Origin of the sequence: Aerococcus urinaehominis (genome assembly GCF_001543245.1) — a bacterium.
GTDB classification, from domain to species: Bacteria; Bacillota; Bacilli; order Lactobacillales; family Aerococcaceae; genus Aerococcus; species Aerococcus urinaehominis.
The window spans coordinates 1,465,452-1,479,585 of sequence record NZ_CP014163.1; the positions used below are offsets into that span (position 1 = coordinate 1,465,452).

The 14,134-nt window shown below is 41.6% G+C and carries 13 protein-coding genes; 12 read left to right on the forward strand and 1 reads right to left on the reverse strand.

Annotation, left to right across the window (positions count from 1 at the left end; genetic code table 11):
* The first annotated feature begins 60 nt into the window (after positions 1–60).
* Positions 61–648: an ECF transporter S component gene (locus AWM75_RS06790; protein WP_067979983.1), complete on the forward strand. Its 588-nt coding sequence runs from the start codon at positions 61–63 to the stop codon at positions 646–648.
* On the opposite strand, the gene AWM75_RS06795 is transcribed toward AWM75_RS06790, so the two are convergent.
* On the reverse strand, positions 649–861 hold the full coding sequence (locus AWM75_RS06795; RefSeq protein WP_067979985.1) for a ferredoxin: 213 nt from the start codon (positions 859–861) through the stop codon (positions 649–651).
* 27 nt (positions 862–888) lie between these two features.
* Between AWM75_RS06795 and AWM75_RS06800 the strand changes: the two genes are divergently transcribed.
* The 11 genes from AWM75_RS06800 to AWM75_RS06850 all read left to right on the forward strand — a co-directional run bounded on the left by AWM75_RS06800 (position 889) and on the right by AWM75_RS06850 (position 14,121).
* Complete coding sequence (locus tag AWM75_RS06800) at positions 889–1,920, forward strand: YpbB family protein (protein WP_067979987.1); 1,032 nt, start codon at positions 889–891, stop codon at positions 1,918–1,920.
* Positions 1,892–3,349, forward strand: coding sequence for a RecQ family ATP-dependent DNA helicase (locus tag AWM75_RS06805; protein ID WP_067979991.1), 1,458 nt, complete (start codon positions 1,892–1,894; stop codon positions 3,347–3,349). Before AWM75_RS06800 ends, AWM75_RS06805 begins: the two co-directional genes overlap by 29 nt.
* An 87-nt stretch (positions 3,350–3,436) precedes the next feature.
* On the forward strand, positions 3,437–4,093 hold the full coding sequence (locus AWM75_RS06810) for a LysM peptidoglycan-binding domain-containing protein (protein ID WP_067979993.1): 657 nt from the start codon (positions 3,437–3,439) through the stop codon (positions 4,091–4,093).
* 11 nt (positions 4,094–4,104) lie between these two features.
* Positions 4,105–4,779, forward strand: a complete 675-nt coding sequence (gene cmk, locus AWM75_RS06815) for a (d)CMP kinase (protein WP_067979996.1) — start codon at positions 4,105–4,107, stop codon at positions 4,777–4,779.
* A 101-nt stretch (positions 4,780–4,880) separates the two neighbouring features.
* Positions 4,881–6,173 (forward strand): 30S ribosomal protein S1, encoded by a 1,293-nt coding sequence (rpsA, locus tag AWM75_RS06820; RefSeq protein ID WP_067979998.1) that lies wholly within the window; start codon positions 4,881–4,883, stop codon positions 6,171–6,173.
* Positions 6,174–6,249: 76 nt separating this feature from the next.
* Positions 6,250–7,560 carry a ribosome biogenesis GTPase Der gene (gene der, locus AWM75_RS06825; protein ID WP_067980001.1) on the forward strand — a complete coding sequence of 437 codons (1,311 nt, stop codon included), beginning with the start codon at positions 6,250–6,252 and terminating at the stop codon, positions 7,558–7,560.
* Between the two features lie 136 nt (positions 7,561–7,696).
* On the forward strand, positions 7,697–7,972 hold the full coding sequence (locus tag AWM75_RS06830) for an HU family DNA-binding protein (protein WP_067980004.1): 276 nt from the start codon (positions 7,697–7,699) through the stop codon (positions 7,970–7,972).
* A 134-nt stretch (positions 7,973–8,106) separates the two neighbouring features.
* Positions 8,107–9,396, forward strand: a complete 1,290-nt coding sequence (locus AWM75_RS06835) for a tetratricopeptide repeat protein (protein ID WP_067980007.1) — start codon at positions 8,107–8,109, stop codon at positions 9,394–9,396.
* A gap of 15 nt (positions 9,397–9,411) precedes the next feature.
* The gene (gene dapB, locus AWM75_RS06840) at positions 9,412–10,200 is read left to right on the forward strand and encodes a 4-hydroxy-tetrahydrodipicolinate reductase (protein WP_067980011.1); all 789 of its coding nucleotides are present in this window, start codon (positions 9,412–9,414) and stop codon (positions 10,198–10,200) included.
* Positions 10,197–11,444, forward strand: coding sequence for a CCA tRNA nucleotidyltransferase (locus AWM75_RS06845; RefSeq protein WP_067980014.1), 1,248 nt, complete (start codon positions 10,197–10,199; stop codon positions 11,442–11,444). Before dapB ends, AWM75_RS06845 begins: the two co-directional genes overlap by 4 nt.
* A gap of 16 nt (positions 11,445–11,460) precedes the next feature.
* The gene (locus tag AWM75_RS06850) at positions 11,461–14,121 is read left to right on the forward strand and encodes an exonuclease domain-containing protein (RefSeq protein ID WP_067980017.1); all 2,661 of its coding nucleotides are present in this window, start codon (positions 11,461–11,463) and stop codon (positions 14,119–14,121) included.
* Positions 14,122–14,134: the final 13 nt, after the last annotated feature.

Consider the following 14,134-nt stretch of genomic DNA (forward strand, 5'->3'; position numbering starts at 1 on the left):
CTCGTGGATAAGAAGAGTTTTTTTATTCTGATATTTCCCTACTCGAAGTAGGAGGATATTATGAGAAAACAATCGACTCAAGCTATTGTAATGGCAGCAGTTATGGGGGCTTTGGCCTACTTACTGATGTTTTTTGCTTTTCCAATTTTACCAGCCTTACCATTTTTGAAAGTGGATTTTTCTGATATTCCCTTAGCCTTGGCTACTTTTTCCTACGGGCCAGGGGCAGGTTTCCTAGCCATATTGGTTCGGTCTGTGCTGCATTACTTGCAAACTGGCGGGGATATGGGCTATCCTATAGGGGATGCCGCTTCACTATTGGCTTCAATGGCTTATGTGTTTAGTCTCTATTACATAATTAAAGGACAAAACAAGGAAGGACAGCTAGGAAAGGGTGGGGCGAAACACACCTGGTTAGCCTATTTAGTGGCTGTTTTAGCGATGACCCTGGTGATGTCTGTGCTCAACTATTTTGTAATCACACCATTTTATATGCAAGTGATGGGCTTAGAAATCCCTAACATGCAGGAATATATTCTTCTAGGTATCGTTCCCTTTAACCTCATCAAGGGCATTATAATATCTATAGTCAGCCATCTCATTCTGTCACGTCTACTGCCAAAATTGACTGGGCGAAAAATCAAATAGCTAGTGCTTAGACCGCTGGATGGCACCAGTCGGGCACTTAGTTAGCGCTGCTTTAAATGTTTCTAATTGGTAATCTTCTAGGGTGATCTGGTAGGGGTCTGGACTTGCTTTAAAGTAGGCCACCCCCTGGTCATCGTATTCAAAGAGTTCTGGCGCCTTGAGTTGGCAAATGCCGCAAGCAATGCATTGGTCAGGTAAAATATAAGCTTTCATACATATGGCACATCCTTGGAGGTAAATTTGCAAGCACTTATTTCATATTGGGCCGACCAGCTGCTTGCTAGTGGCTTGTCGGCATCATCAGTATATCAAATTCTAGTAGGTAAGGGCTCTTCATCGACCTATTTCAACGCTTATAAATATGATTTGACTGGTTTTTTTGGTCTAGCTCCTAAACTCACTAAAGCAGAGTTTAAAATGTGTCTGGAACAGGCGGGAAGCCCTGCCCAGCTGTCTGAAGCTAGCCTTAATAAAATTAATACTAGTATCCAGGTCAGGAATGGCCTAGTTAATCCTCGGCAATGTAAAATCTTTGCCGAGTTTTTTGAGCTTTTTATTCAAGTCTTGGTCAACTACCGTTTGGGAGCCAGTAATTACGTGCCAACTAGCCCAGATATCAATATTCAGACTTTAGTAAAATCATTGATTCGGGCGATTGGAAAAAAACAACTTGTTCCTTTCAGTCAGCAACTTTACCAGGATTTGGGCCAACTATTAACTGATTGGCCAAGTTGGCAGGCTGATTTACTAGTAGCTAGCTACCAGCATGCCGAGCTACCAGCTTTGACTGGTGATCAAGTGGCTGTGCACTTAAAATTAGAACCAGCCTACTTACCTCTCTTGCAGCAAGCTTGCTACCAACGTCTCTGGCGGGAGATGGCTAGTGATAGTCGACCAGCTTTATCGCTAATTAAGACTGGCTTAGCTCAAGTGCTCTATCCCTATTCTGATTCCTGTCAACAAACTCGACTAGCTAAGCAGAGTGGTTTAAGATTGACCGCAATTGCTCAGGCGCGTCAGCTCAAACCTTCTACGATTTCAGATCATTATATAGAAATTGCTATATTTGAACCCAAACTACTTCTTGATGAGTGGCAAGCACTGATGGGCCAACCCTACCAGCCGGGATTAAGTGAAAAGTTTACCGATTATCAAACTTTTCAATCTATTTACCCCCACCAGCCTTTTTGGTGTTTTCGCTTTGCAGAAATATTAGATATCAGGGTGGAAAGGAGTTGTAGTGGTGCAAGCCTACTATCAGCAATTAAATAAATTAACAGGCTTTAAAAATTTTCGCCCGGGTCAGCTTGAAACACTCACTAGCCTGGAAAGCAATGACCATGTTTTATCAATTTTAGCAACCGGTCAGGGCAAAACTCTGATTTACACCCTCTACCAGGCCGTGCACCCGGGCCTTTGCCTAGTTGTATCACCCTTGATTGCACTTATGGAGGACCAAGTCAGTCAACTCAAAAAAATGGGCATCAAAAAGGTAGCTGCCCTAAATAGCCAGTTAGCCGAATCTGCTCGAATTAGCCTATTGGACCAATTAGCTAGCTATCAATTTCTTTTTATCTCTCCTGAAATGCTTCACCAGCACAGTGTTTTGAAACAATTACAAAAGATAAAAATCTCACTTTTTGTAGTTGATGAAGCTCATTGCTTGATCCAGTGGGGTTATGATTTCCGACCAGCCTACAGCCAGCTCGGGTGGATTAGACAGGCTTTAGCCTATCCCAAGACATTAGCTTTAACCGCAACTGCGTCTCAAGCAGACTGTCATCTCATCAAAAAGTTATTATTCAGACCTGAAGAGTGTATGAGCCTAATTAAAAAATCCAGTGACCGACCCAATATTTTTTACCACTTCCAAGAGATGCCAAAAGCAGACCTTAGTCAGGCTTTGCTTTCAGCCCTAGATGAACTTCCTAAACCAGGCTTGGTTTATGTGCATAATAAAAAAGAAGCTAACCAGCTTAGCCAATTAGTAAGTCAGGCGCTGGGCTTGAAAACCGCTCCTTACCATGGTGATCAGTCTAGCCAAGACCGGCAAGCTGTTTTAGCCCAGTATCTTAATCAAGAGCTAGATGTGATTTTTGCGACAGCAGCTTTTGGGATGGGCATTAATCAGCAGCAAGTGCGTTTTGTGATTCACTATCACTTGCCTAGAACCATTAAAGAATTAAGTCAGGAAATGGGCCGGGCTGGACGGGATGGTCAGCAGGCTTTAGCCTTAGTTTTTTATAATCGTGATGAGTTTAATCGCTTAAATTATTTCTACCAGCAAAAAAAGGAACAGGAATCCCATTTTCTCTCTCTAATCGCAGCTTATCTGACAGGTAACTTAAGTCCAGCTAACTATCAGCATCTAGATGAAGCTGATCAAAACTTGCTCTCTTTTTACCAGCATCATTTTGACCAAGTAGAAGCTGCCCAGTGCCACTATCAAACATATTTAGCCAAGCAAGCTAGTCAGATAGCAGAAATATACCATTTATTAACGAGGAACCATTGTTATCGCCAAGAGCTACTAGCCCACTTTGACGATTATAACGATGGTGAAAACGCTTTTTGTTGTAGTCACTGCCAGGCTCATTTTAAGGAAAGCAAGTATTATCGTGAATTTTTAGCTATGAACCAGGTAAGTCAATCAAGCACACCCCTCTCATGGCAAAAGAGACTAGCCCAGCTTTTTAATTAGTAGGTAATTTAAAGCTGGGTGAGGAAGGATACTGACTTTTTCTTAAAAGAATGGTACAATCTGAAAATGAATCAAGGGGGATGAATGATGTCACGTTGGAACGAATTAAAAAATAAATTTAGCAAAAAAACTGCTGATGATACTAAAGTTGAAAATAGCTATGGTGAATATGAAAATTTAAAGAACCGCCAATATTCTCGTTCAGCTAGAAATAAGGGGAACAAATCGGTATCGCCCCTTATGAAGGTAGTGTTGGTTTTACTAATAACAGTCGTGGTGGTGCCGCTAGTTATGCTGGCTATCGGTTATGAACGTGAACGGGTACCGGAACCTCAGACTGCTGACCAAGTGATGGTACAAAAAACCGAGAACAAGGAAAGCCAAGCAGAAGATAAAAAGCAATCTGAAGCGGCAGCAAAGAAAAAGTCTGAGGAAGAGGCTGCTAAACAAGAATCTTCGCGACTAGCAGCTAGTAAATCACAAGAAGCGGCCTTGGCTTCATCACGTCAAGCCGAGGAACAATATCTGGCTGCCCAAGCATCCGAACAGGCATCCTTAGAAGCTTCTCGGGTCCAAGAAACTGCTCAACAAGAACAGGCTGCTTCAGCCTATACTGTACAACCAGGTGATAGCCTCTATCGAATTGCTGTTAACCATGGGATGTCTCTTGATGAATTGTTAGCACTCAATGGCTTAAGTGTAGATTCAGCAATTGCACCAGGGACAGTCTTACAAGTTCATTAGGAGGTGCTATTATGATGATTGCCATTGATGGCCCAGCATCTTCTGGAAAAAGTACAATTGCAAAGCGCTTGGCGACAGATTTAGATTTTATTTATTTAGATACGGGCGCCATGTATCGGGCTTTTAGCTTACTAGCGATAGAAGCAAACTGCCCAAGCACTGACTCAATTTGTCTTGCTAAACTGTTAGCTGATTTTAATATTAGTTTTACGCGTGAAGCTGATGGCCAGCATGTATGGCTCGGAGACCGAGACGTTACTAAGGAAATACGCCAAGATCAGGTGTCAAGATTAGTATCTGAATATGCCGCGCTCAGACCTGTTCGCCAAGCACTAGTTGCTAAACAACAGGCCTTTGCCCATCAAGGAGCTGGAGTAGTTATGGACGGTCGTGATATTGGTACAGTGGTCTTACCAACAGCAGACCTTAAGTTCTATTTAACCGCTTCAGTAGCTGAGAGAGCTAGACGCCGCTATTTAGAGAATCAAGATAAGGGTCTTTCTGGTATGTCGCTGGCAGAATTAGAGGCAGAAATCACTCGTCGTGACCAGTATGACATGGGACGTGCTGAGAGTCCATTACGCGTGGCAGAAGATGCGATTGTTATTGACTCGTCGGATTTAAGCTTGGATCAAGTAGAGCAACTGATGTTAGACCAAGTTGAGCAGCGGATGATTGGCCATTAAATAAGTAAAAATTCTTGTCAAGAGAAAAAATTGATGATATAATTATTTTGTATCGCTTATAATTAGCGAGTTTTAGTATTACTAGGAGAGGATTTAGGTTTATGTCAAACGAATTTGAAGAACAAGCAAACAACGAGGTAAATGAAGAAATGCCATCAATGGCTGATTTATTTGCCGAAACAAAAGAGGTGAAAATTGGCGATACTGTTATCGGTGAAGTCTTAACTATCGATGATAATGATCAAGTTATCGTAGGTATTGAAGGCGCTGGTGTTGAAGGGGTTATTCCTAAACGTGAATTATCTGCAACACCTGTTGACGATATTTCAGAAATCGTTAAGGTTGGCGACAAAATTGAATTAGTTGTTGTTAAGCCAATCAAAGAGAAAGAAAATGGCTCATTCTTACTTTCTAAACGTCGCGTAGATGCTAAGAAAGTTTGGAAAGAATTAGAAGAAAAAGCTGAAAATAACGAGACAATTACTGTTCCAGTTAAGTCAGTTGTTAAGGGTGGCCTAGTTGTTGATGCTGGTGTTCGTGGTTTCATCCCTGCTTCAATGGTAGAAGATTTCTTTGTTGAAGATTTCTCTAAATACAAAGGTCAAGACTTAGAAGTTAAGATTGTTGAAATCGATCCAAATGAAAACCGTCTAATCCTTTCTCATAAAGAAATTGCTGCAGAAAAACGTGCTGCAGAGCGTGCTGAAAAATTAGAACAATTTGAAGATGGACAAATCGTCACAGGTGAAGTAGCTCGTTTAGCTAACTTTGGTGCCTTTGTAGATTTAGGTGGCATTGATGGTTTAGTACACATCTCACAAATTGCTCACCACCATGTAAAACATCCTTCTGATGAGTTAGAAGTTGGTCAAGAAGTTGAAGTTAAAATCTTATCAGTTGATAAAGAACGTGGCCGTATTTCATTGTCTATTAAAGATACTCAAGAAGGTCCTTGGGAAAATATCGAAGAGAAAGCACCTAAGGGCGCTACTCTAGATGGTGTTGTTCGTCGCCTAGTTGACTTCGGTGCCTTCGTAGAAGTGTTCCCTGGTGTTGAAGGCTTAGTTCATATCTCACAAATTTCTCATGACCATATTGCCGCAGCAAGTGAAAAACTTGAAGAAGGCCAAGAAGTTCAAGTTAAAGTTTTAGATGTGAACCCAGAGGAAGAACGTCTATCACTTTCTATCAAGGCTTTAGAAGAAGCACCTAAACGTGAAGAGGGTGACCGTCAACCACGTCAAAATAAACGTCGTGACAACAACCGTCAATCTTCTGGACGTCAAGACAATCGTCAACGTCAAAATACCCAACATGTAGAGGAAGAAACAAGCTTTACATTTGGTGACCTTTTAGGTGAACAATTAAAAGATTTGAACTTTGATGAAGAATAATTAAGTCATAGTTTATACAATTAAAGGGTCTAGGACATTAGTCCAGATCCTTTTTTTAATCAGAAAGGAGGCTAGTATGGCTAGTCTAACAATTGCAATTGTTGGCCGTCCTAATGTTGGCAAGTCAACAATCTTTAATCGAATTGTTGGGGAAAGATTGAGTATTGTTGAAGATATTCCTGGTGTAACCCGTGACCGAATCTATGCGCAAGCAGAATGGCTGGGCCGGCAGATTAACCTGATTGATACCGGTGGCCTAGAATTTGATGACCAAGATTTTAATAGTCAGATTCGCTATCAAGCTGAAATAGCTATGGCAGAAGCCGATGTTATTATTATGTTGACTAACGTTAAAGACGGTGTCACAGATACGGACGAAATGATTGCGCAACTGCTCCACCGCACTAACAAGCCAGTTATTTTAGCAGTTAACAAGGTGGATAATCCAGAACAACGCAGCGATATTTATGAGTTTTATGCCTTGGGCTTAGGAGATCCCTATCCCTTATCAGGTGCCCATGGTCTGGGCTTGGGAGATATTCTCGACCAAGTTTTTGAAATCATGCCTAAGGATCCGGACTTAAATGATGAGGATGATATCATTCGTTTCTGCCTGATTGGTCGACCTAATGTTGGCAAATCATCCCTAGTTAATGCTATCCTAGGTGAAGATCGGTCAATTGTCTCTGATGTTGCTGGTACGACACGAGATGCCATTGATGCCCCATTTAAGGTGGATGGGCAAGACTATCTAATTATTGACACTGCTGGCATGCGTAAGCGTGGTAAGGTATATGAATCGACAGAAAAATATTCGGTCATGCGTGCAATGCGGGCAATTGAAAGGTCTGATGTTGCTTTAATTGTGGTTAATGCTGAGGAAGGTATTCAAGAACAAGATAAGAATATTGCAGGCTATGCCCATGAGGCTGGCTGTGGTGTGATTATTGTGGTTAATAAGTGGGATACTTTAGAAAAAGACAATCATACCATGAAAGAATTTGAAGAGGATATTCGCGATGCATTTCGTTTCTTAGACTATGCACCAATTATCTTTGTTTCAGCTGAGACTAAGCAACGTTTGCATAAGCTACCAGCCTTAATTAAACAAGTAGCAGCTAACCATAGTCAACGTGTGCAATCTTCACTCTTGAATGATGTACTTAGAGAAGCGATGTTGGTCAATCCTGCGCCATCAGATAAAGGGCGTAAGCTTAGGGTATACTATCTAACCCAAGTATCTACTAAGCCACCGACTTTTGTGGCCTTTGTCAATGATAAAGAGCTGATGCACTTTTCTTATGAACGTTTTCTAGCAAATCAAATTAGAAAATCCTTTGATTTTACCGGAACGCCGATTCGAATTATTACCCGGGAACGGAGCTAGCCAGGCTAAAAAAGCCTAAAGAAATATTGTCATATCAAGGCTTATATGTTATATTTTATAGAGGATTATCTCTTTTTTAGATAAGTCCGATATGTAGATTACATATTGAATCTCATATGAGGAGGTGAAAATATTAATGGCAAATAAAGCAGACTTAGTTCAAGCAGTTGTAGACAAAGTGGGTGAACCTAAAAAAACAGTAGCTCCAGTTGTTGATGCTGTTTTTGAAGCAATTCAAGAACACTTAGCTGATGGTGAAAAAGTTCAAATCATCGGTTTTGGTAACTTTGAAGTTCGTGACCGCGCTGCTCGCAAGGGCCGCAACCCACAAACTGGTGAAGAAATCCAGATTGCAGCTAGCAAAGTGCCTGCCTTCAAACCAGGTAAAGGCCTAAAAGATGCTGTTAAATAAGCATCCTCATATTTATAAATAAGAACAGGTTGGTTTAGCCAACCTGTTTTTTTATATCTGTTCTTGTTTATAATTTTGAATAACTTCTTTATTATAGCTAACTTATGCTAAAATAAAGGGCATGGAGGTGTCTGATGGACCAATTTATAACAGATATTATGCAAGCCATCCAGGCAGATGATCTAGACCGTGCCAACCAGCTTTTCGCTGATTTCCTGCATCTACTCGACCAGACTGGCGATCAGGAAGATTTAGCCAGCTACGGTTATCAAATGAGCCAGTATGGCTTTGTTGATTATGCACAAGCTATTTACAATTTGGGTGAGAAAAATTACCCTGGGCTTACCCAATGGTTAATTTTACAAGGTGAACTAGCCATGGATAATGGTGATTATGAGACAGGAATAGACTATTTATTATTGGTGGATGATGAAGATCCCCTCTATCTTAATAGCTTATTGTTACAAGCAGATGCTTATCAAATGCTCTCTTTACCTGAAGTTAGCCTAGTAAAATTACAGGAGGCCCAGGCCTTGGCACCTGACCAAGATGTAATCGCATTTGGTATTGCTGAATTAGCTTATATGCAAGGGGATTTTAAAACGGCCCTGGCAGCCTATCAAGCATTATTAACTAGTAAATCTTTAGATGCTAGCTTAAAAGACCAGATCCATGAACACTATGCCTACGCTCTGGCGCAAAGTGGCCAGCTTGACCAAGCTATTGACTTATTAAGCCAATTAGGATTAGACCAGCTTACCCAAGACCAAAAGAACCTTTTGGCTATTCTTCATTTTGAAGCCAACCATTATGAAACAGCTCGTGGGCTTTTTGATCAGCTTTATCATGACCAGCAACTTAAAGATACCTTGCTAGCTAGTTATGCTGACCTAGCAGATCATTTTTATGACTATGACCAAGCCAGTCAATTGTATCAAGAAGCAATAGCAAAGAATCCTTTTCAGAGCCATAATTATTTGGCAATGGCCCGCCTCAAGCAAAAAGTGGGTCAGCTGGACCTGGCCATCGACTATTTGAAACAAGCCCTGGACCTTGAACCAGATTATGCGGAGGCTAATCTCTTATTGCTGACCCTATATATCCAATCATCAGACTTTACCCAGGCCAATCATTTAGTGGACCGGTTAGACCGGGCTGATTTCAATGAGCCTCATTACCATTGGTTGAAAGCTAGATTAGCTAATGAACAAGAGGATTATGACCAGGCGCGAGCTAATTACCAGCTAGCTTATGCTGAGCTTAAAGCAGATGAAGATTTTCTATTAGACTATATGACTTTCTTACGCGAAGATGGTCAATTGGAAAGATTAGCAGCCTTAGCTCAAGCCCATCCGCATTTGATGCAAAATGAGTCTGGAGAGCTGGCTAACTGGCCTGGTGGCTTTGCTGATTATAATGAATAAAAAGGAGAGATGAAAATGAAAGTAATTGTTTCTGGATTTTTAGGACGGATGGGATCAACATCTGCGCATATGGTTCAAAATCACGCGGATTTTGAGCTAGCAGGTTTGGTTGACCCGGCTATTGAAGCAGGTGATTTAGCTGATCAGGTTGCTTTTTGGTCTGACCGGGCACCTGTTTTTGCTAATCTAGAGACTGCCTTAAACCAGTTGGAAGCAGATGCTGTAGTAGACTTTTCTCAACCGCAATCAGCTTTTATTAACACCAAGTTGTGTCTACAAGCTGGCGTTCATCCAATAGTTGGTACATCTGGATTTACTGATGCCGACTTAGCTGAATTGAGTAAACTTGCTAAAAATAAACAGATTTCTGGCATCATCGCGCCTAATTTTGCGATTTCTTCAGTACTCATGCAGGTGTTTGCTGGTCAGGCTGCTAAGTATTTTAAAGATGTTGAAATTATTGAATTACACCATGATCAAAAATTAGATGCACCATCAGGTACGGCAGAAAAAACGGCCCGCCTAATTTATGAAAACCGGGGAGACCACCAGCAAGGACACCCTGAGGAAAAAGAATCAATGGCTGGTGCTCGGGGCGCAAATTACCATGGCATTCATATTCATTCAGTCCGTTTACCTGGTCTTAATTCCCACCAAGTTGTTCAATTTGGTGCACCAGGTGAAGGCTTAACCATCCGTCAAGATTCTTATGATCGGGAATCTTATATGCATGGGGTTGCTTTGGCCTTAGAAAAAGTAGGCCAAGAAACAGGTTTAATTTATGGTTTGGAGCATATCCTGTGAGTCTAGCAGCTATTTTTGACCAGGCCAAACCTGTGCTTAATCGCCTACATACCGCCGGCTACGAGGCCTATTTTGTTGGCGGCTGTGTCCGTGACTATCTTTTAGGCCGACCAATCCACGATATTGATATTACTTCTTCAGCCTATCCAGTTGAGATTCAAAAGCTTTTCCCCAAGCATGTTGATTTAGGCGTAGAGCATGGCACTGTCTTGGTCCTATATAATGGTGGAAAATATGAGGTAACAACCTATCGCAGCGAAGGTCCCTACACTGATTATCGCCGGCCAGACCAGGTGACCTTTGTAAAAGATCTAAAAGAGGATTTACTGCGGCGAGATTTTACGATTAATGCCCTGGCTATGGACGCAGGTGGACAGGTGATTGACTATTTTGCTGGTCAGGCAGATTTGCAAGCAGGATTGATTAGGGCAGTCGGTTGTCCCCAGGAACGTTTTAGTGAGGATGCTTTGAGGATGATGCGGGCCCTGCGTTTTTTGAGCCAATTGAATTTCCAATTGGATGACGATACGCAGAATGCCTTGGTTAATCTTCAGCACCTGCTGAATAAAATTGCTATTGAGAGAATTCTAGTTGAAATGAATAAACTCTGGTTAGGACCAGCTTGGCAGCGGGCCTTACAGCTGATGTACCAGTCAGGGTTACACCAGCAACTGCCCAGTTTTGACCAGTTAGCTAGTGGGCTAGCCTACCTATGTCAAAAAGTAAGTCATTCGGTACGCTTCCCTAACTATCAATTGGCTTGGGCCCTGTTAATTTTTTCTAGCCAAAATCACCAGCAAGCTGGTCAAAATCTAGGGCGACAACTTAGCCGAGAGTGGAAAATGTCAAACCAAGATCGGCAAGCTATCCTAACCTATCTTGATATTCTCTACCAACGACGTGACCAGGAAATCTGGGATGTGTGGTCGCTTTACCAGTTAGGCTACCAACCTGTTTTAAATGTGGAAGAGCTATTAGCTGTTAGTCAGACTGAAGGAGACCACTTTGGTCAGGCCTTTAGCCCATCTCAACTTGCATCACTACCAGTTTTGGCTGAACAGGTGCCCATCGCATCAAAAAAAGATATGGCTATCAAGGGAAATGATATTATTAAACACTTTGACCCTCAGCCACGGGCCTTAATTGGTACTTGGTTAGACCAGGCTGAAGAAGCAATCGTCAGGGGGCAATTGGCTAATGAAGCAGACCAAATCTTGGCTTATATTGCTAGTTTAAATTCTTAGTTAGGAGGTGACTGACTTGGTAAAATATGCAGTAGTTGACTTAGAAACATCTGGGCCATCAATTGATCGCGGGGACAAAATCATCCAGATTGGTATTGTGGTTTGTCAAGATGGTGAGATAACTGACCGCTATAACCAATTGGTCAACCCCCATTTAAGTTTATCTCGCACGATTAGCCGTTTAACTGGCATTTACGACCATATGTTGGTTAGTCAACCTAGTTTTGACCAGGTAGCTGGCCAAGTTTATCAAATGTTAGAAGGGGCGGTTTTTGTTGCCCACAATATTAATTTTGATTATAAATTTCTATCAACTAGTTTGAAAAAGGCTGGTTATCCCCCTTTAAAAAATCCCGGTATCGATACTGTGCAACTGGCTCGTGTTTTATATCCTCAAGCCCAATCTTACAAGTTGGCAGATATAAGTGAGACGATTGGCTATCAGCTTGACCAGGCGCATTCAGCCTACGAAGATGCCTTAGCAACTGCACATTTGCTATTAGCTATGCAGACTAAGGTTGCCCACTGGCCTGCCAGCTTAATGACGCATATCCGTCCCTTTTTACCTTTTTTAATTAGGGAAACAGGTGCTTATCTTAGTAGTTGGTGGGCGGATAATCATGATCAGCTAGCTAGCCAGAAATATCAAACAGTGAAGGGTCTATGTTTATCTCAGCAGTTGTTCACAGGAGAAATTGTTCCTGATACTAGTCGAGCCAGGCCAGTTTTGCGTCCTGGTCAACAGCATATGCTAACGGATATGGTTGATTTTATTAACCAAGACCAAGGGGCGGATATAGCTTTTGTTAATGCCCCTAGTGGTCTGGGTAAATCCTTGGCTTATTTGCTAGCTTGTGATCAAGCGGTAGTTGGTCGCAAATTAATCTCTACCGCGACAATTATGCTCCAAGAACAGCTAGTTAACCAATCTTTACCAGCCTTGGTTAATTATCAGGGCTTACCAGTAAGGATTACTGTTTTAAAGGCGGCCCACCACTACATAGACCTCAATCATTTTCTGGGATACCACCAAGAATTAATGGCCAATACCAAACGGATTAATAAAAAACAGGCCCTAACCCACCTAGCTGTCTTAGTATGGTTATCTGAAACAACAACAGGCGATTTGTCGGAGCTTAATCGAGGTTTAATCTATGATGACTATTGGCAGACCATGAGGCAGTTAGATTGCCAACCAGCTAGCATTACTGACTGGGGCCCTTATGCTTTTTATGACCAGGCCTGGCAGTTAGCTAAAAATGCTGATTATGTGATAACTAACCATGCTTTTTGCTTAAACCATCAAGCAGACTTGCAAGCACTAGACCTAGCTATCACTGTGTTTGATGAGAGCCATAATTTGCCAGATATGTTCTTTCAGGCTAATAGCTACCGTCAATCCCTTGCAGATTTAATCAAGAGCCTTGATGAGATTCAGGCAGGTTTATTGTCCTTGGCTGATGACTTAGTCAGTCAGTCAAATACTGTAAAAGCTTTTGGCTTGATGCGACAGGCGAGTCTTTTAGTTGACCGTATCCAGGTTCATTTAGACCAGGCTGAGCTAGACTTAAAGGGAAACTTCCAGGCCAAACATTACTATATGAATCAGCCCGAAAGCCACTTTTATTTGTCGAGTGACCAGATTACAACTAGTAACTGGTGGACTGATATGCAAGAAGCTCACCGGTTACTTGCTGATTTAACCGAGTTACTGACAAAATTAGATCAGCTAATCGATGAAAGTCCAATTGTTAATTGGCTATCTTGGTTGACTGACTTAACCAAACCAGTAAATTTAGCAGAATATTTCCTGATTTTGTCTTGTCAACAGGAGGATGACCAATTAGATTTCTGCTTTAACTGTTATTTAAAATCTTCTAATCAATCTCTAGCTAGATTTATCCAGAGTTTTAACCATAAAAAACTGCTGGTTTCTGCTACTAATAACATCCTAGCTAATGATGATTATATTGAGACAAAATTCGGATTGCCCCACTATCAGCAGCTCACCTATCCAGCCTATTTTAATTATCAAAAACAAGTCTCAGCCTTTTTATTAACTGATCGACCTTCTATAGACAAAATGTCAGAAGGCCAGGCAGCTGCTTATATAGTCGATCTTTTAACCCAGGTATGGCAGCCACCTATTCTAAAAATCCAGGTCTTCTTTCAGTCTTACAGTCTTTTAGATCGGGTTTACCATGGTTTGGATGAGCGCTTAGCTGCTAGTGATATGGCGGATGTCTTTGCGCAACACCCGCGATCTAGCAAGCAAAAATTACGTCGCCAATATGATGAAGCCTCTCGAGCCATATTGCTGTCTTCGTCTTCTTTTAGCCAAGGGGTACATTTAGCCTCGGGTCAGGATTTAATGATTATCACCCGCTTGCCTTTCCGTTCCCCTAATGATGTTTTTGAACTAGCCAAAGCAGACCTAGCCAAGCAGCAACAACAAAATTACTTTAACGATTATGCGTTGCCAGAAATGTTAGTCAGGTTGCGTCAACTCTTGGGACGAGCTCTAACTAGTTTGGATGACCATACTTACATGATATCTTTAGACCACCGCATTATTGACAGTAGCTATCATAAGCAAGTGCAGGCTAGTTTGCCAGAAAACATGACCTTTGTACCAATTACACTTGAAAGCTTTTTGAATCAAGTATACAATCTTTAAAAGACAGAAGGTG